This window comes from Rhodococcus globerulus, from assembly GCF_019334125.1.
Classification (GTDB): domain Bacteria; phylum Actinomycetota; class Actinomycetes; order Mycobacteriales; family Mycobacteriaceae; genus Rhodococcus_F; species Rhodococcus_F globerula.
In genome coordinates, this window is record NZ_CP079698.1 from 116129 (window position 1) to 134372 (window position 18244).

Consider the following 18244-nt stretch of genomic DNA (forward strand, 5'->3'; position numbering starts at 1 on the left):
TGGACTGCGAGCGTTTCGATCAGCCCGCGTAGCGCCAGCTGTAGGCGCACAGCAAGCCCCAGGTGGCCGCGAATCCAGCGACCTTGAGCCGCGTTGCGGTTCCGGGCAGCGTCGATCCGAAGATTGCGGCGTCACCGAGATCGGCTGCGGCTCGGAACGCGACAGCGCCGCGACGCGCCGGCCCGTACGGTGCCATGGCCAGCAGAAGTCCGCTCGCGACATCGCGCGCTCCAACCGCCCTGATCACGGTCGCTACTTCCGGTGCGATGCTGCCGTCAGCCTTGGTGAGTTTGCACGGCTTCGCAAGAATTCTCGGTGAGAGGACGAGGGCGGCGCTGTAGGCGGCGGTCAGGACACCGAGAGCTTGAGGGAGCAATCGCGCAGTGGGGATTGGCGTCATGATCTCTGTGTACCCACAATCCGTTGTCCTACCTCCGTCGCACATACCGTCTGTTTGTGCTGAGGACTCCAGCTGGACGCTCGTCGTCCGTGGATGGAATCAGGGGTCAGCCTTCAGTGTCATGTCCATGGTGACGGTCACAGCCCACATCTCGGTAGGGCCTGCGACTGCGGACGGACACTGCTCGAGAGCGACGCTGTCCACCAGCTTTTGCAGCACGAACCAACTGAATGAGGTTGTACTGGTGTCGACCATTGCCGACGTCGTCCCGGTGAGGATCACCGACACGCTGCCAGGGTCGGCTCCGACGGTGCACGTGAGAGTGCTGCAGGTAGGCGTGTGGCGCAAAAGAGTGCTCGCTGCTTCATCGACCGCGAGAACGAGGTCTGCCACAGCGTCGGCTGCTAGGTCGTGGTGTCTGCCCCTCGACCGGACGAGAGCTCGCAGGATATGGAGCTGATCAGCGGTGGCGGCTACGGACAGTGAAGGTAAAGGGAAAGACTCGTCGACAACCATGAGTGCTCCTACGATGCGTTGCGGTGTCGTGTCAGGAAGCAGCGGCGGCGGACCGTCCTGATGACTACCAGTGCGCGCATCAAAAGGTGCTCTTTCCAGTGGCCTCCCGTCGAAACGATTCGGCAGGGACAGGCCAGATGCCGTCTGTAGTGCATTCGTAGCCGGATCGAAGGCGGATGGGTCGGACGTGGGAAATATCAGGTGTCGAACTCGGCAGCAAGATCCCTGGCCTGCGTCAGCTTCGTCGCCGCCCGCTCCGCGGCTTCCTCGGCGGTGCGCCGAGCGGACTCGGCAAACCGGCACTCCTGCTCGGCCTGTGACAAAGCCTCTCGGAGATCGGAGACCTTCTGCGCCGCCTCGTTCACCCTCGCAGTAGCCGAGTCGAGTTCCGAAGTAGCCTGATGCGCAGCAGTTTCCGCCTCGCTGACGCGAGCCTGGGCTTGTTTTCGCGCGGCCTCAGTCGGCTGTCCTTTCGGCTCGGCGTCGGAAGGCGCCGGTGCGGTCGGTTCAGGTACCGATGCGAGCGCTGCAGGGCCGAAGCCGCTGTACGACACTGAGCCCAGCAACCGGCCGCGACGTAGATCGGCGCCGATATCGGGTTCGGAGAGCGCCGCCGACAGTGACTGCCCGATCTCGCGCATCACTGTCTCCGACAGCGGGCGGCCACGATCTTGTGCCGCCGACGCGGCGCGGTCGGTCAGCGCTGAGATGACGGCCGCTCGCCGGGAAGCCAGAGACCGCAACTCTCCAGCGCGTAGGGCCTGTTGTGCGGATCGCAGTGCTGCCCCGAGTTCGAGCAACCGATCGACGCTTTCCGGCTCGACCCGAACGAGAAGGTTGAGAGCCCATCCCGTTGTCGTGGGTTTGCGCAGGGCATTCAGATTTTTCGCCAGCGTCGTATCGCCCAACTCCTTGGCGCGCGCGACTGCGGCGCGTCGCGCGCCGATGAATTCGGACGGGTCGAGTGCGTAGAGTTCGTCGGCTGTGTTGTCGAAGTCCACACATCATTGTTACACCGGGAACGCCGTGGCACCGCGATCGCCAACGGGAGTCGTACTCGGACTCGCTGGGCATACATCCGGTATGGGTCAGGTTATGAAACTCGTCGTTGTTGTCAGCGCCGTGATCGCAGTAGTCGGATCGTTCATCGGTTCGGGAGCCTGGATCGGCACGCCGATCGCGGAGGCAGCAGGAGGTGCACTGAGCGCTACGTCAACGCTGGTGGCACCGGCCGGGACTGCGTTCTCGATCTGGTCGGTTGTCTACGGCGGATTTCTCGCATACGCGATCTGGCAGTTCCTGCCGGGCAGAACTGAGCGTCACGAGGCCTTGCGTCCCGCGATAGCGGTGTCGATGCTCCTCAATGCGGCCTGGATTCTCTCGGTGCAGGCCGGATTGTTGTGGCTGAGCGTCGTGATTATCGCGAGTCTGCTGGCCGTGCTTGCGCGAGTGTTCGTGCTGCTTCAGCGACAGCGCCCGGAGAACGGGATCGACGCGGTGATCACGGACGGCACCATGGGTCTGTATCTCGGCTGGGTGTGCGTCGCAACCATTGCCAACGTCACCGCCTGGCTCGTCGATCTGGGTATCACGAGTGCCGCGACGACGTGGGCAGTCATTGTTCTCGCCATCGCTGCCATGGTCGGAGTTGGCCTTGCGACCGGTTCGCGCGGCGCGATCGCGCCGTCGATCGGCATTGTGTGGGGACTGGCGTGGGTGGCGCAGGGCCGACTGGGCGGCGAAGTGGCGAACACGGCGGTCGGTATCTCGGCAGTGCTTGCAGCCCTGCTGGTCGGTGTCTATACCGCCGGCGTCAGGCTCGAGCTGACCGGCGCGCACCCGGCGAAATGAATTTTTGATCCCGGTTGGTGAGAGAAGTCATCCCGAAGCGATTCCGGTTTACCTAGATTCATGAATCGAAGTATTTCTCCACCTAGAAGTAATTCTCTACGTAAAGAAGAGGCATTCTGTGAAGATCCTGATTGTTGGCGGAACTGGCATGATCGGTGCCCACACGGCACTTCACCTTCGCGACATGGGAAACGACGTCACCGTCGCGGCGCGTAATCCACTCGCCGATGACTCGCCTGTGCGAGATTTCCCGGTCCTGCTCGGTGACTACACGGAACAAACTTTCACGGCGGATCAACTGGCACCGTTCGACGCGATCGTCTTTGCCGCCGGTCAGGACGTGCGACACATGGGCCGCGGCGTCGATGAGGCGGAATTCTGGGAGAAGACACAGTCCGGTGGGGTGCCGCGGTTCGCGGCGCTCGCCAAGGAGGCTGGTGTTGCCCGGTTCGTCCAGGTGGGAAGCTACTACCACCATCTGCGTCCCGAATTGGCAGAGACGATGCCGTACATCGCTGCGCGAAAGGCTGCCGACGAAGGAGCACGGGCGTTGGCCGACGAGACCTTCAATGTCTCGACGCTGAACCCGCCCTCAATTCTCGGCGTCATCAGTGGAACGTCTGCCAAGCGTTACCGCAAGATGTTCTCGTGGGCTGCGGGCAACGAGGCACAGATTCCTGATTTCGCTCCGGCCGGCGGCACCAATTTCATGTCGGTGCGGTCTTTGGCGGAAGCGATCTGGGGCGCGCTGCAACACGCGGAATCCGGCAAGGCATATCTGATCGGCGACCAGAATCTCACCTACCAGCAGTATTTCCAGTTGCTGGTTGCTGCGGCAGGCGGCGACCGGGAGATCGGCGAACGCAATGAGGAGCACCCCATCCTTCCGGACAGCTTCATCGTCCAGGGGCGCGGCAACGTCATCTCCTACGAGCCGTCTGACGCCGACACCGCGCTCCTCGGTTACACCCGGAACGACTGTGCGCGAGCACTTACCGAGATGCACGAGACAGTGAAGGAAGCCGTCGACGCACGCTGACGTCGTGGCCCGCTGTCCTTTTGGTGATCCTGTTTCGGTGTGTCGCCAAGCCCACGCCAGTGGACAGCGGGCCGGCCGGCCCAGCGAGCCAGGCCGCGGCTTGCGGCCGCGCTACGCGCCGCTACCGCGATCCTCGTCTTCAGTCCTCGTCAGGGTAGTTCCAGTCGAACACAACCTTCGCGGGCGGAACCGCCTCCGCGACGCGAAGCTGCAACGACTTCTCGAAGGTGGGACGCCACTTGTAGAAACCGCTGAAAATTACGGGATGCTGTGACACGACGTGCACGTCACGGGTCCCTTCGGGATTTTCTCGCCGTGAGATGACCACCTCACGTTCGAGCCGATTTTCCTCAACTACCTGCTCGAACAATGTGTAGATCGCGTCGGCGTCTGCCGGCGTGAGGCCATACACACCAAAACGGACATCGATATTCACAGACATCCGACAACTGTAGGTCGAGGTTCACCCGACAGTTGCATTGAGGTGACGGATGTTCGGCTCGGGTGCACGCGATTTCCGTTGTCCCGCACACCAACGCCTCTGTCAGGTCAGGCTTTCGGATCCGGGTTTTGGTTGCGGCTGGTGTGCCCCTGGCCGGAATCGCTTGGTGCGGCATCGTCTGGCGGGGCCGGGGTGCCGGGCGAGTTGCCTTCCGCTGTCGGAGTTGGGGTCGCAACCTCATCGGGTGTTTCTCCGATGGCTGGACCGCTCGCAGTGCTTGTCTCGGCGTTGTGGTGGCTAGCTTTTTTGGCAAGGTCGCCGACCTTGTGTTGCACCTGCGGTGCCTTCTCCTTGACGGTTTCCGCCACTTCGCTCACTTTTTCCTGGACAGTCGGGTTGTGCCACAGTTCGAGGGACTGGTCCCTCATCTTTTCGTAGGTTTGTCGTCCGGATCTGGTGCCCACGACGAATCCCGCAGCGGCGCCCGCTATGAAGATCAGTGCTTTCTGCATGACGTCTCCTGGTGTCGTCCGGCATGGAACGAGGTGGACGAGTTGTCACTGATCGCTCGTCCACCCACGAATACCCGTCAACAAGCCTGCTAACCGCGCGAGCGGCGGTATGACGGAGCGTCTTAACGATCAGCGGTGTCTTCCAAGGACATTGCGCGCGCGGAGTGGCCATCGCTGGTGATGTGAGCTTCGGCGCGCATCCGGTCGACCATGTGTGGGTAGTGAAGTTCGAACGCGGGGCGTTCTGATCGAATTCTGGGAAGTTCGGTGAAATTGTGCCGGGGCGGGGGACAACTGGTTGCCCACTCGAGCGAGTTTCCGAATCCCCACGGATCGTCGACCGTGACCACTTCGCCATATCGGTAGCTCTTGAAGACGTTCCACACGAACGGCAACGTGGATGCACCGAGAACGAACGCGAAGAGCGTGGACACGGAATTCAGCATCGTGAACCCGTCGGAAGGTAGGTAGTCGGCGTATCTGCGCGGCATTCCTTCTGCGCCCAGCCAGTGCTGCACAAGGAATGTGCCGTGGAATCCGACAAACGTGGTCCAGAAATGCCAGACGCCGAGCCGGTCGTCCAGCATCCGGCCGGTCATCTTCGGGAACCAGAAGTAAATGCCGGCAAACGTCGCGAACACGATTGTGCCGAACAGAACGTAGTGGAAGTGCGCGACGACAAAATAGCTGTCCGTGACGTGGAAGTCGAGTGGTGGGCTCGCGAGGATGATGCCAGTCAATCCGCCGAACAGAAACGTGACCAAGAAGCCGAGGGAAAACAGCATGGGTGACTCGAAAGTCAACTGTCCCTTCCACATTGTGCCGATCCAGTTGAAGAACTTGACTCCGGTGGGCACCGCGATCAGGAAGGTCATGAAGGAGAAGAAGGGCAATAGAACGGCGCCGGTGGCAAACATGTGGTGTGCCCAGACGGCGATGGACAGCGCCGCAATGGCGAGAGTGGCGTAGACCAGGCCGTTGTAGCCGAAGATCGGTTTGCGGCTGAAGACCGGCAATATCTCCGAAATGATGCCGAAGAAGGGGAGGGCCACGATATAGACCTCGGGGTGGCCGAAGAACCAGAACAAATGCTGCCACAGGACGGCACCGCCGTTGCTCGCGTCGTAGACGTGTGCGCCGAGGTTTCGGTCGGCGAGGAGTGCCATCAGGGCTGCAGTCAGGATCGGAAAGGCGATCAGGATCAGTATCGACGTGATGAAGATGTTCCAGGTGAAGATCGGCATGCGGAACATCGTCATTCCCGGCGCGCGGAGGCAGATCACGGTGGTGATCATGTTGACCGCTCCGAGAATGGTTCCGACTCCGGCCAATGTAAGACCGGTAATCCAGAGGTTGGCTCCGGCGCCGGGTGAGAACGTGTCGGTGGACAACGGCGCGTACGCAGTCCAACCGAAATCGGCCGCGCCGCCAGGCGTGACGAACCCACTGATCGTAGTAATCGCGCCGAACAGGTAGAGCCAGTAACTGAGGGCGTTCAATCGGGGAAACGCGACGTCAGGTGCTCCGATCTGCAGCGGCAGTATGTAGTTCGCGAAGCCGAAGACGATCGGGGTCGCGTACAGCAGAAGCATGATGGTGCCATGCATGGTGAACAGTTGGTTGTACTGCTCGTTGGACAGGAACTGCATTCCTGGAACAGCTGTCTCGGCACGCATCATCAACGCCATCACGCCGCCGATCAAGAAGTAGGCGAACGACGTGAACAGATACATCAAGCCGAGTTTCTTCGGATCTGTGGTCGTCAACGTGTCAAGAAGCGCCTGGCCCTTCCGCAGGCGGCGTGGGGGATACGGCCGTCGGCCTACGAGGGCGCGGACTGGTACTGCGGTCATCAGGTCTCCCATCGCACGTATGGAAGCGCGACTGCAAGAGTTGTTACCCGTACTTGAAGCTGGCGAAACAGCGCTGAACTATCTCGGATGGTGTGGATTCTCGGCGGATCCCGGTGCGGAACAATATCCATTCCTGCGTCGTTGTCCGGGCTATGAGCGACGATACGGAAGTCCGGGACGCACTCTTCGAGCTTGTTGCCAATGGGAAACAGGGTGTTTTGGCAACCATCAAGCGGGACGGCAGGCCGCAGCTGTCCAACATCATTTACCGCTGGGATTCCGAGTCGCGAACGGCATCGATCTCGATTACGGCGGACCGCGTCAAGAGCAAAAATGCCGAGCGTGACCCGCGGGTGTCACTGCATGTGAGTGCTCCGGATTTCTGGAGCTATGCAGTGATCGAAGGCATTGCGAAGTTGACTCCATCAGCTTCCGATCCACACGACGAGGTGGTCGACGCGCTGGTTGATCTCTATCGAGACATCAGTGGCAATGAGCATCCCGACTGGGAGGACTACCGCCGCGCGATGGTGGCGGAACGCCGCCAGATCCTGAGTGTGCGAGCAGATCATGTGTACGGCATGTCGGGCACCGGTTAATAACGTTACGAGCTACTATGTAATGGTGAATTCGGAGACACCACGCGCCGGCCGGCCGCGCGACCCGGGCAAGGACCAAGCTGTGCTGGTTGCAGCGCGCCGCCTCCTGGCCGAAGTTGGCTACCAGCAGACGACGATTGCCGCCATCGCCCGGTCGGCCGAAGTGAATACGCCGGCTATCTACCGCCGATGGCCGACTCGCGAAGCATTGATCGAAGAAGCAGTGCACGGGACCGGAGGCCATCCGTTGCCCGAGGTGTCCGGAGATCTCCGAACAGACCTCGCGACGTGGGTGCGGATCTTCCTGGTTCGAGCCGCGCGACCTGCGGCCAGGGCCGGTGTTCCGGGACTGCTCGCGGACCCTCAAAGTGAGGACGCCCGGCAGCGTTTGCTGGCCATCGGCGCTCCGGTTCGCAAAGCCTTTCAAGAGATGTTGGACGACGCCGCTGCTCGGGGAGAAATCCCGGTCGACGTCGACGCGACGTTCCTGTTCGATCTACTCTCGGGCGCCACCACTATGCGTGGTCTCACGCGTGGCGCCGAGGGCGAGGACCGCTTCGTCGATTCACTTGCAGGTTCGCTGTTCGTGTTGGCAGTGCATGCAAGCGAGACGATCGGTCTGAAAGCAGGGCACGAATGAAGATCGATCTCCAGTTGGATTCACGTCCCGAAGACTCGGCAGCGCGCGCGAAGGAACTTGTTGCGCTGGGCGCCGACGGTCTTTTCACGTTCGAGGGCGCACACGACGTTTTTGTCCCGCTCGTCGCAGCGTCAGGTGTGGTCGAGGCGGACCTCATGACCAATGTGGCGATCGCGTTGCCCCGCAGTCCGTTGCACCTCGCTCATGTTGCGAACGACCTACAGGCATTGAGCCGCGGTCGATTCCGGCTCGGTTTGGGTTCGCAGATCCGTCCCCATATCGAGCGACGCTACGGTAGCGAGTGGTCGCGGCCAGCCGCACGAATGCGGGAAGCAGTACTTGCGATCAAAGCGATCTTCACTGCGTGGGAAGAGCGTTCGCCCCTGGATTTCGTGGGCGAGTTCACCCAGCACACGCTCATGCCACCAACGTTCGATCCTGGACCTAATCCGTACGGTCCGCCGGAAATCTGTCTGGGAGCGTTGGGGCCCTTGATGACTCGGGCCGCTGCGGAAGTGGCAGACGGGTTGCTTGTCATGCCCTTCAACAGTGCCCGTCATTTTCGCGAGCGGACCATGCCCGCAATCGAGGAGGGGCTCGAACTCGGCGGGCGTACCAGGGCGGATCTTGCGATCTACCCGCAGGTGCTGGTTGGTGTCGGGCGGACCGCAGACGAACTCGCCGACGCCGAGCGCGGGGTCCGGAGTCTGCTCGGGTTCTACGGTTCCACGCCGGCGTATCGGCCGGTGTTGGAGGTCGACGGCTGGGAAGATGTTCAGCCCGAACTCAACTCGCTCTCCAAGCGGCGCGAGTTTGCTGCAATGACGGACCTGATCGATCGAGACATGATGAACACGCTTGCAGTGGTGGGTACCCCCGAGGAATGTGCGGCAAAGATCATCGCGCGATTCGGCGACCACGCTGAGCGCGTGTGCTGCTACTTTCCTGGATACTCGGTATCTGATTCCCATGTTGCGGAGATGATTTCGGCGCTCGGGAAAATGCGATGACAAGCGGGGTGCTGGTGGAGGTGGACGGCGGCGTAGCCGTAGTCACCCTCGACCGGCCGGAACGACGCAACGCGTTCACCGGGGCGATGGGTCGAGCACTGGGTGAGGCGTACCGGAATCTTGACGCCGATGACGGCGTTCGTGCCATCGTGCTGACCGGTGCGCCGCCGGCATTCTGTGCGGGCGCAGATCTAGGGGGAGGCGCGGACACGTTCGATGCGCCTGTCGGTGACGGCTTTTCGGCATCGCCGATCAACCCACCGGCCTTCGATTTGCGTAAGCCCGTGATCGCGGCGGTGAACGGACACGCGATAGGTATCGGACTGACTATCGCGATGCAAACAGACATCCGGATTTTTGCCACCGATGCCAAGTATGCGATTCCGCAGGTTCGCCGGGGAGTGTTGCCCGACGCGATGTCACATTGGACCGTTCCGCATATCGCCGGTATGGCGGTTGCTGCCGATATCCTGTTGACCGGTCGCACATTTGACGGTGCGGAGGCTGTTCGGCTGGGACTCGCGAGCCGTTGCCTGCCCGCAGACGACGTGTTGCCCGCCGCCCTGGGCATCGCTCGGGATATCGCGGTGAATGTTGCACCCATGTCGGTTGCGCTGTCCAAACGTCTCTTGTGGCAGTCGGCCAGACACGGCTACGGTCCCGAGCGGGTAGCGGACCTCGAGACAGAGTTGCACTTGCGTGTGATGGGTGAGCCCGACTCGTCCGAGGGGGTTCGCGCCTACCTGGAACGGCGTGACCCACACTGGGTCTCACGGCTGTCATCCGACTGGCAGGAGATTGCTCCGCAATGACTCAGTGTGGGGTCAGGCCGCGCTAGGCGTGTGCCAACAACTGTTCGAGGCGGCGGCTACAGAATGCGGTGATGTCCGCGTGCTCACCGAGTTGTAGGTGCGTGGACAGTCGCAGTAGCGGAACCGATAACAGCACCGCAGCGAGCACCTCGTTGAACAACAGGTTCTGGACCGGCCATCCTGTCAGTTCCTCGTAGCGGGTGATCGTCTGCTCCCGGGTCGGTGTGCCAGGCAGAGATGGGTGACCCTCGAACTCGCTGCAGGCCCAGTCGAGGAACAGCATCCACGCCAGGTCGGCTTCGTGATCACCCAGATACGCCATTTCCCAGTCGAGTACACCGGCAACGGAATGGTCCGGGCTGTAGAGGATGTTCGACATGCGCGCATCGCCCCAACACAACGTGACATGTTCGGGCTCGTAGATATTCGCGCGGAGCCACGACAGTGCCTTCTCCATTACCGGCGACAGACTCGGCGCTGCCCAACGCACGGCCCAGTCGAGATAGTTCACGGCCTGCTCGATCGGTTTGTCCCCGAACCTCGGCATGGAGAGAAAGTCGAGGCGAAGCTCGCCGGGGTCGAGTTGATGGATGCGGGCCATCGTCTCGACGCAGCCCCACCACATCCGCGCCCGACTCTGCTCGTCGGCCTCGAAGTAGTTTCCGGCGGTGTGATACGACGGAAAATCGCTGGGAGCCTCGGCATTTCCGATGCGTTCCATGACGTAGTACGGCCCGCCGAGAGCATTATCGGCGTTGTCTATCCAGAGCATCCGGGGGACAGGCAGATCGGTACCGGCAAGTCGCTTCGACACCAAATACTGGCGTCGTAGGTCGTAGTCGGGAAACAGGGAGATCTCGGGTGGGCGTCGGAACACGAAGCCCGCCCCCGAATTTTCGGACCCTTCCAGCTCGAACAGGTAGGTCTCGGTGGAGAACCCGCGCTCGGTGCGTTGCCAGGCGACGATCTTCGCTTCCTGTGCGCCTGGAATCTGTTCGCGAACAACGGGTTCCAGGGTCGATGCCAGAGCCTGCGCGGCGACACGTTCAGTCATTGTGTGCGTCCGTCCGGTTTGCCGACCAGTCCGTGTACCCGTACCGGGGGTTCACACCCATGAAAACCATCTCGACCAGTCCGTGCCCGATCTTGTCACCCATCCGAACCTCGCACAGTGTTTCGCTGAGCATGCTCACTTGGCGGATCTCGTCGAGGTTGGTGATGTCCACTGTGAAGCTGTCGCTGAAGTCCTTGCCGCGGTACATGCCCGAGGCGTAACCGCGGTATTCGTCGTAACCGGCTAGTCCCGGCCAGAAATCACACACCGGATTCACTTCGATGACGTCGGTGGTTCGGTCGGCGCGATGCACGGTGAAGGTACCGGATTTCACGACGCGCAGATCGTCACGGAACTTCAGGTCGTGTTCGACGTCGCTGATGGGTAATGGGTCCTTGCCGCTGTCGATCGGGAAGAGCACTTCGCCCTCGAACTGCCAACGCGCTCCCGTGCTCGTTTCACGCTGCGCGAAATGCACTACCTCGTCGTCGAATTGGAAGATCCCCATGTAGTACAGGACTCCCTCCGGAACCTCCGACGGCTGCAGGTTCGCGCCCTCCGACAGGCTGCCGCCCCCGCCGCCGTGGCGAACGCCCCACGAGTGGTCACGACCGAACCACCAGTTGTCCGGATCGATCTCGATGCGCTCGCCGTCGATCTCGATCCAGCCGGTGATCGTGCCGTTCTGGTAGAAGCGACGGGCGTCCTCGCGCACTCTGCCACGGGTGCGGTGGAATGCTGCCGTCTGCTCGTAGACCGGAAAGTCGCCGGAGAAATCGAGTTGCAGGCTCAGTCCGTGCTCGTTCGACTCGACGGTCGAGCGAACCTTGCGCAGCGGTTCGACGATCTCGTAGGTGTACGGCCCGACGCTCCAGGCCGCAAGAGCGCCGGTCTGCGGGTTCAGTTCGGTCGACAGACGAACCACGCGAGCCTCTTCGCCCTTGCGTGTGACCATCGCGTAGGCGTCGAGGACGTTGCGGTTCGGGTATTTGGCCAGGCCGGTCATGACGGAGACCTCGCCGGTTTTGTCGAACCCGTACATCACGATGCGTTCGGTCCAACGCAGGTCGCTTTGCGAGACGTGGTCGAGTGTCGTGGGTAGTTGGTGGATGAGCAGTTCGTCGTGCGGAGTGATCACTGCGGGCCCCTTCGTGGTGGATGGATGCCTTCAATCTATTACGGAGCGCATCGCAACGTAATAGTTTTCGGCAAATATATCTCCGGTAATGTCCGCGGATGTGGATGAACGCAGAGATCGTCGAACCGGTACCGCTGGCGTGGGGAGGCCCCGCGATCCTCAGGTGGACCTGGCCGTTCTCGCCGCCACCCGGGAATTGCTCGTAGAGCTCGGCTACCAGAAAACCACCATCACGGCGATCGCCCGACGAGCAAACTTGGGTACGGCAGCGATCTATCGGCGCTGGGCAACTCGCGAATCGATTATCGAAGAAGCGGTCTTCGGCATGCAGAATGGTGCATTGCCCGCGACTACCTCGAATTTGCGCGAGGACCTACTGATCTGGACGCGATGGTTCCTCACGCAAGTGGCGGAACCGGCAACTCGCGCAGCCATTCCGGGCTTACTCTCTGCATATCAACAAGAGGAAGGCGCGTACCAGCGACTGGTTCTCAGTTCCGAGTATCCCGCCCGACTGGCACTCCTCGAGCGGGTGCGCGCCGAGTACCCGGAGCGGTCCGAGGCGGACGTTGCCGCCGCCACCGATGTCGCCTTCGATTTCCTCGTTGCGGCCACGATTGTCCGCGGACTCACCAGTGGACTCACCGACGCCGACGCTTTCTGCACCCGAACCGCCGCATCATTGGCGCTGCTGATCACCTCTACTCGCAGCGATATCAACGCCGAGTAATTGCATTCAGGCTAGGTAAGGGATTCGACACTTCGCGTCGGTCGGGCCGCTGATACTGCGCGCGGAGGATAACGGCCACAGTGACATCTGTGGCAACAATCCGGAATCAATTCGAGCTCGAAACCATTCGGTTGGCGTCAATTCCAACTATTTTCGCGAAAGTCTTGGATCAGTCCAGAAATCCGCGTCATAGTAGTGGGGTGTCCTCGACGCCGGACTTTCCAGCACAACTGCGTGACGCAGAGCTCCGTGTGACCCGACCACGGGTTGCGGTGCTCGAAGCGCTGCATGCGCGTCCACATGCCCCGACGGATTCGATTTTCGATGCTGTTCGGGCGGTTCTACCGGGAGTGTCTCGCCAAGCGGTGTACGACGTACTGCATGCGTTGACTTCAGTGGGAATCGTGCGGCGGATTCAGCCTTCCGGTTCAGTGGCTCTCTACGAGTTGAGGGTTGGTGACAACCATCATCACGTCGTCTGCCGATCGTGCCGGACGGTGTCGGACGTCGACTGCGCAGTTGGCGAGGCACCTTGTCTGACGCCACCGGATTACGACGGCTTCGAGTTCGTCGAAGTCGAAGTTGTCTTCTGGGGGATGTGCCCCGACTGCGCGGCATCACAGAGTTCGCGATCACACCCGTGATCGGAGTCGGATCTATTTGCTCATGGAGGGATTAACGTGTCCGATAGTTGCCCGATGGCCCCTGAAGGAAAGTCGCAGGGGGGAAGCGAAAGTGAAAATCCCGCGATCTCGGCTCCGACGCCCACGGCGCATCGCCCGATGACAAACCAGGACTGGTGGCCGAACCAGCCAAACCTTTCGGTGTTGCGTGTTCATTCGCCCAAATCCAACCCTCTGGGTTCGGACTTCGATTACGCGGCGGAGTTCGCGAAACTCGACGTCGACGCTCTCAAGCGCGACGTCATCGACTTGATGACAACGTCGCAGGACTGGTGGCCCGCAGACTACGGTCACTACGGTGGGCTGTTCATTCGGATGAGTTGGCACGCCGCGGGTACCTACCGCATCGCGGACGGCCGCGGCGGTGGAGGTCAAGGCGCACAACGGTTTGCGCCGCTGAACAGTTGGCCGGACAACGCAAGCCTCGACAAGGCTCGCCGCTTGCTGTGGCCCGTCAAACAGAAATATGGCAAGCAGATCTCGTGGGCCGACCTTCTGGTTTTTGCCGGCAACTGCGCCTTGGAGTCGATGGGGTTCAAGACCTTTGGCTTCGGGTTCGGTCGCGAGGACATCTGGGAGCCGGAGGAAATGTACTGGGGCCCGGAGGACTCGTGGCTCGGAGACGAGCGGTACAGCGGCGACCGTGAGCTGTCCGGTCCGCTCGGCGCGGTGCAGATGGGTTTGATCTACGTAAACCCGGAGGGGCCGAACGGGCAGCCCGATCCGGTCGCCGCTGCCCGCGATATCCGCGAAACCTTTGCGCGCATGGCGATGAACGACGTCGAGACGGCGGCGCTGATCGCCGGCGGACACACCTTCGGTAAGACTCACGGGGCCGGCCCCGCCGATCTCGTCGGGCCCGAACCCGAAGGCGCTCCGATCGAACAGCAAGGCTTGGGCTGGAAGAGTTCCTTCGGCACTGGCGTGGGGAAGGATGCGATCACCAGCGGCCTCGAGGTCGTGTGGACGAATACGCCGACGCAGTGGGACAACTCGTTCCTGGAAATTCTCTACGGCTACGAGTGGGAACTGACCAAGAGCCCCGCTGACGCGTGGCAGTGGACGCCCAAGGACGGCGCCGGTGCCGGCACGATCCCGGACCCGTTCGATTCGTCGGTGAAGCGTTCTCCGACCATGCTGACCACGGACCTGTCGCTGCGGCTCGATCCGGCATACGAGAAGATCACGCGCCGTTGGCTCGATCACCCGGACGAATTTGCCGACGAGTTCGCCAAGGCCTGGTACAAGCTGCTGCACCGCGACATGGGACCGGTCACTCGCTATCTCGGTCCGTGGATTCCGGAACCGCAGCTGTGGCAGGATCCTGTTCCCAACGCCGCTGCCCCGGTGATCGGCGATGCGGATATTGCTGCCCTCAAGAGCAAGGTACTGGAGTCCGGGCTGTCGATCTCGCAGTTGGTGTCTACCGCCTGGGCGTCGGCGGCGAGTTTCCGTGGCACCGATATGCGCGGCGGCGCAAACGGAGCCCGGATTCGCCTCGAGCCGCAGAAGAGTTGGGAGGCAAACAGTCCCGCCGAGTTGTCAACGGTATTGAGTGCACTCGAGCAGATCCAGCAGGACTTCAATTCCCAGTCCGGCGGAGCGAAGGTCTCGCTTGCCGATCTGATTGTTCTGGCGGGAACCGCGGCGGTCGAGAAGGCCGCCAAGGACGCCGGCCACGAAGTCTCTGTCTCGTTCACACCCGGTCGGGCGGACGCGTCGCAGGAACAGACGGACGTGGAGTCCTTTGCGGTTCTCGAACCCCGGGCAGACGGATTCAGGAACTACCTGCGCGGCGGGGAGAAGATTCCGGCCGAAATCCTGCTTGTCGATCGGGCATACATGTTGACGTTGACCCCACCGGAGATGACGGTGCTGGTCGGCGGCCTTCGCGGGCTGAACGCCAACGTCGGGGGTACCGCCCACGGTGTGCTGACCGATCGGCCGCAGACGTTGACCAACGACTTCTTCGTCAATCTCCTCGACATGGGCACGGAGTGGAAGCCGTCTACGTCGTCGGAGAACGTCTACGAGGGTCGTGACCGGGCCACCGGTGACGTCAAATACTCTGCCACTGCCGTCGATCTTGTCTTCGGATCGAACTCGGAACTGCGTGCTCTCGCAGAGGTGTACGCAAGTGCGGACGCACAGCAGAAGTTCGTGGAGGACTTCGCGAGCGCGTGGACCAAGGTGATGGAACTCGATCGGTTCGACCTCGACTGATCGCCGCCCTGCTGAATACGTAAGGCCCACCTGGCAATCAATTGCCGGGTGGGCCTTACGTATTCGTTCAGGGAGTCACAATCGCAAATGCCGGATCGGGACTGTCGAGTAGCCCGAGGAGCCGCTGTATCGTCGCCGGGTCGCCGGAATGCTCGATACCGTCCAGTCCGCCGCCGGCCAGCAACCCGAGCAACTGGGCTTTGGTCAACGTGAGGGTGAGATCGGCGGTTGCCTTGGTCCGCGGGTTGGGTGTCTGTATCAGCGCGCCATTGGAGAGAGTCATGCGGACTTTTGTGTCGAGATCGGTGAAAATCCACTCGATGCAGAGCTTTTCACCCCCGGCGCGGGGCCCGTTGACGCGGATGGCGAGTGTGTCGAAGAGTTGCTCCACCGTCAGTGCCGCTGCCATTCCGGTGCCGAGATCGATGGGTGGTGGGGTGATTTCGCCTCGCAGTTCCTTCGCCCCGGTGAGGTAGAAACCGCGCCAGGTCGGATTTTCGGCGCCGTAGCCGAGCGTGGTGTAGAGATCTGCGAGAGCGTTTCTCGCTTCTGTGTTGTCTGGTTCGGCAAATACCGCGTGCTTGAGCAGTTCGGCCGCGAACCGCGTGTCACCGGCATCGATGTAGCCGCGCGCCTTGTCGAGCACTGCCGGTACGCCACCGATCACGTCGACGTATCGGGCCGCCAACTGCTCGGGCGGGTGCTGCCAGAGTGAGCTGGGATGACCGTCGAACCAGCCCATGTAGCGCTGGTAGATCGCTTTGACGTTGTGACTGACCGATCCGTAGTAACCGCGCACGTGCCAGGCGTCGTCGAGCGACGCGGGAAGCGTGATCGCCTCGGCGATTTCGCTGCCGGTCAGTCCGATGTTGACCATCCGCAACGTCTGATCGTGCAAGTACGCGTACATGTCCCGCTGTTCGGTCAGGAACTGCACGATGTTCTCGGATCCCCATGTTGGCCAATGGTGTGACGCGAACACGACGTCGGAATCCGGCGCGAACAATTCGACAGCCTCGTCGAGGTAATGGGACCAGATGCGTGGGTCACGTACCAGTGCGCCCCGAAGTGTGAGGATGTTGTGCAGGTTGTGCGTGGCATTTTCGGCGACGCACAAAGCGCGGCTGCCCGGAAAGTGGAAGTTCATCTCCGACGGCGCTTCGGTGCCCGGCGTGATCTGGAAGACGATCCGCACTCCGTCGACGGTTTCCTCCTGCCCGGTACGGGTGATGTCGACAGTTGGGGGGATCAGACCCACCGATCCACCGGATGTCTGAATGCCCAGTCCGAGACTGGCTTGGCCCTCTGGTCCGACGTCCAATGTGTAGCCGTACTGGTAGTTCGCGCGACGGTTCATTGCCGTTCCCGCATAGACGTTTTCCGATACCGCGTGTTCGAGAAATCCTTCGGGCGCGATGATCGGCACGTCGCCGGCGCCGTCCGGCAGAACTCCCATCACGCCGCCGAAATGGTCTGCGTGTGAATGGGTATAGATCAAGCCGGTGACCGGACGGTCACCGCGGTGCTCGCGGTAGAGCGCAAGACCTGCGGCAGCGCACTCGGCGGAGATCATCGGGTCGATCACGATGACGCCGGTATCGCCCTCGACGATCGTCATATTGGAAATATCGAACCCGCGGATCTGATAGATCCCGTCGGTGACCTCGAAGAGTCCGTTCTTGACGCAGAGCTGCGCCTGACGAAACAGGCTCGGATGAACTGTTTCCGGGCACGGTTCGTCGAGATAGCTGTAGCCGGACAGATCGAAAACAATCCGTCCGTCGGCGTTCTTGATGGTAAGCGGTTCGAGCGTGGCGATGAAGCCCCGCTCGGCGTTGTCGAAATCCGTGCGGTCGGAGTAATCCAGCGCCATATCGATGCAGCTCCCTCGAAGAGTCGATGATCACGTCCTCACATGGTCGAATTCCGCACGGCTCTGCGCATCATCCGCGGCGGGTGAATCGAGTGGCACCGAACGCGACCGAACGCCTCGTGCCGACTCGCCGTCGCAGGCAGATCAGCCGGAGGTCTCACTTTTGTGCGGCAATAGTTTTCGAGTTCGTGCGCACGCGGGCCTTGTCGCCGCTGGGGCCGAACAGGTGCAGGATCTCGACAACCTGGTCATCTGCCGGGCCGAACCAATGGGGCTCCGCGGTGTCGAACTCCGCGACTTCTCCTGGCCGGAGGACAACCTCGTGCTCGCCGAGAATCAGGCGTAGGTCGCCGGCGAGAACGTACAGCCACTCGTATCCGGCATGTGTGACGAGTTTCGGCGGGCGAGGCCCGATCACCTGCTTGAAGACCTGAACCCGGCCCGGGTAGCGCGTCAACGGCACTACAGCGCTTCCGTTTCGGCGGCGACTCGGTGTGAGGTGAACTCTGGGGTCCCCGGTGGCGGGCGCCCCAACCAGTTGGTCCAGTGCCACACGGTGGGTTCGGGCAAGAGGCACAAGCAAATCGAGGGTAGGACGACGCTTGCCCGACTCGAGTCGTGACAGTGCGCTGACGGAGATACCCGTGGCGTCGGACAGAGCTTCGAGGGTCATGTCGCGATCGCGACGAAGTGCCCGCAATCTCGGTCCGATATCGCTGAGCATCTTCTCCAGTTCGGTATCCATGAGCTCATCTTTGCAGTTTCCGCAAATTTCCTACCGAGTTTGCAGGCCCGGTTGCGACGATCCTTTCGACAGGCGACCACGGCACAGCATCAGCACAACAGCATCAGTACAAGGGGAGTCCAAC

Annotated in this window: 19 protein-coding genes; 9 read left to right on the top strand and 10 right to left on the bottom strand. The window is 61.7% G+C overall.

Features of this window, described 5'->3' with window-relative positions; all coding sequences use genetic code 11:
- Positions 1-19: 19 nt before the first annotated feature.
- From KYT97_RS00470 to KYT97_RS00480, 3 genes are all read right to left on the bottom strand, one after another.
- The gene (locus KYT97_RS00470) at positions 20-400 is read right to left on the bottom strand and encodes a hypothetical protein (RefSeq protein WP_033234950.1); all 381 of its coding nucleotides are present in this window, start codon (positions 398-400) and stop codon (positions 20-22) included.
- A gap of 99 nt (positions 401-499) precedes the next feature.
- Positions 500-916, bottom strand: a complete 417-nt coding sequence (locus tag KYT97_RS00475) for an ATP-binding protein (protein ID WP_141486061.1) — start codon at positions 914-916, stop codon at positions 500-502.
- A 197-nt stretch (positions 917-1113) separates the two neighbouring features.
- Complete coding sequence (locus tag KYT97_RS00480; protein ID WP_219111567.1) at positions 1114-1917, bottom strand: hypothetical protein; 804 nt, start codon at positions 1915-1917, stop codon at positions 1114-1116.
- A gap of 94 nt (positions 1918-2011) precedes the next feature.
- On the opposite strand from KYT97_RS00480, the gene KYT97_RS00485 reads away from it, so the two are divergent.
- Both KYT97_RS00485 and KYT97_RS00490 read left to right on the top strand, forming a co-directional pair.
- Positions 2012-2767: a tryptophan-rich sensory protein gene (locus tag KYT97_RS00485; protein ID WP_219111568.1), complete on the top strand. Its 756-nt coding sequence runs from the start codon at positions 2012-2014 to the stop codon at positions 2765-2767.
- Between the two features lie 118 nt (positions 2768-2885).
- Complete coding sequence (locus KYT97_RS00490; RefSeq protein ID WP_033234948.1) at positions 2886-3806, top strand: NAD-dependent epimerase/dehydratase family protein; 921 nt, start codon at positions 2886-2888, stop codon at positions 3804-3806.
- A 139-nt stretch (positions 3807-3945) separates the two neighbouring features.
- Here KYT97_RS00490 and KYT97_RS00495 read toward each other — a convergent pair whose 3' ends face one another.
- From KYT97_RS00495 to ctaD, 3 genes are all read right to left on the bottom strand, one after another.
- Positions 3946-4248, bottom strand: a complete 303-nt coding sequence (locus tag KYT97_RS00495; RefSeq protein ID WP_033234947.1) for a hypothetical protein — start codon at positions 4246-4248, stop codon at positions 3946-3948.
- 107 nt (positions 4249-4355) lie between these two features.
- Positions 4356-4760 (bottom strand): YtxH domain-containing protein, encoded by a 405-nt coding sequence (locus KYT97_RS30810; protein ID WP_045067238.1) that lies wholly within the window; start codon positions 4758-4760, stop codon positions 4356-4358.
- A gap of 122 nt (positions 4761-4882) precedes the next feature.
- Positions 4883-6613 (bottom strand): aa3-type cytochrome oxidase subunit I, encoded by a 1731-nt coding sequence (gene ctaD / locus KYT97_RS00505; RefSeq protein ID WP_033234946.1) that lies wholly within the window; start codon positions 6611-6613, stop codon positions 4883-4885.
- A 152-nt stretch (positions 6614-6765) separates the two neighbouring features.
- On the opposite strand from ctaD, the gene KYT97_RS00510 reads away from it, so the two are divergent.
- The 4 genes from KYT97_RS00510 to KYT97_RS00525 are packed head-to-tail and all read left to right on the top strand — an operon-like array spanning position 6766 to position 9674.
- Positions 6766-7212: a PPOX class F420-dependent oxidoreductase gene (locus KYT97_RS00510; protein ID WP_045067240.1), complete on the top strand. Its 447-nt coding sequence runs from the start codon at positions 6766-6768 to the stop codon at positions 7210-7212.
- Positions 7213-7237: 25 nt separating this feature from the next.
- Positions 7238-7852 (top strand): TetR/AcrR family transcriptional regulator, encoded by a 615-nt coding sequence (locus KYT97_RS00515; RefSeq protein ID WP_245005979.1) that lies wholly within the window; start codon positions 7238-7240, stop codon positions 7850-7852.
- Complete coding sequence (locus KYT97_RS00520; protein ID WP_095885998.1) at positions 7849-8862, top strand: TIGR03617 family F420-dependent LLM class oxidoreductase; 1014 nt, start codon at positions 7849-7851, stop codon at positions 8860-8862. The genes KYT97_RS00515 and KYT97_RS00520 overlap by 4 nt, the downstream gene beginning before the upstream one ends.
- Complete coding sequence (locus tag KYT97_RS00525) at positions 8859-9674, top strand: enoyl-CoA hydratase/isomerase family protein (RefSeq protein WP_095885999.1); 816 nt, start codon at positions 8859-8861, stop codon at positions 9672-9674. The genes KYT97_RS00520 and KYT97_RS00525 overlap by 4 nt, the downstream gene beginning before the upstream one ends.
- 22 nt (positions 9675-9696) lie before the next feature.
- Here KYT97_RS00525 and KYT97_RS00530 read toward each other — a convergent pair whose 3' ends face one another.
- Together KYT97_RS00530 and KYT97_RS00535 are read right to left on the bottom strand one after the other, a co-directional pair.
- A complete protein-coding gene (locus tag KYT97_RS00530; protein WP_095886000.1) occupies positions 9697-10728 on the bottom strand; it encodes a phosphotransferase family protein in 1032 nt (343 codons plus the stop codon).
- Positions 10721-11866, bottom strand: coding sequence for an Rv3169 family protein (locus tag KYT97_RS00535; protein ID WP_095886001.1), 1146 nt, complete (start codon positions 11864-11866; stop codon positions 10721-10723). The genes KYT97_RS00530 and KYT97_RS00535 overlap by 8 nt, the downstream gene beginning before the upstream one ends.
- Positions 11867-11966: 100 nt before the next feature.
- Here KYT97_RS00535 and KYT97_RS00540 point away from each other — a divergent pair, with 100 nt between their 5' ends.
- From KYT97_RS00540 to katG, 3 genes are all read left to right on the top strand, one after another.
- Entirely contained in the window at positions 11967-12596 is a 630-nt protein-coding gene (locus tag KYT97_RS00540) for a TetR/AcrR family transcriptional regulator (RefSeq protein ID WP_239654714.1), read from the top strand.
- A gap of 200 nt (positions 12597-12796) precedes the next feature.
- Positions 12797-13240: a Fur family transcriptional regulator gene (locus KYT97_RS00545; RefSeq protein ID WP_033235028.1), complete on the top strand. Its 444-nt coding sequence runs from the start codon at positions 12797-12799 to the stop codon at positions 13238-13240.
- A 36-nt stretch (positions 13241-13276) separates the two neighbouring features.
- Positions 13277-15502, top strand: a complete 2226-nt coding sequence (katG, locus tag KYT97_RS00550) for a catalase/peroxidase HPI (RefSeq protein ID WP_045067255.1) — start codon at positions 13277-13279, stop codon at positions 15500-15502.
- Positions 15503-15569: 67 nt separating this feature from the next.
- On the opposite strand, the gene KYT97_RS00555 is transcribed toward katG, so the two are convergent.
- Positions 15570-17375: an alkyl/aryl-sulfatase gene (locus KYT97_RS00555; RefSeq protein WP_045067256.1), complete on the bottom strand. Its 1806-nt coding sequence runs from the start codon at positions 17373-17375 to the stop codon at positions 15570-15572.
- A 157-nt stretch (positions 17376-17532) separates the two neighbouring features.
- On the bottom strand, positions 17533-18120 hold the full coding sequence (locus KYT97_RS00560) for a helix-turn-helix domain-containing protein (protein ID WP_045067257.1): 588 nt from the start codon (positions 18118-18120) through the stop codon (positions 17533-17535).
- Positions 18121-18244: the final 124 nt, after the last annotated feature.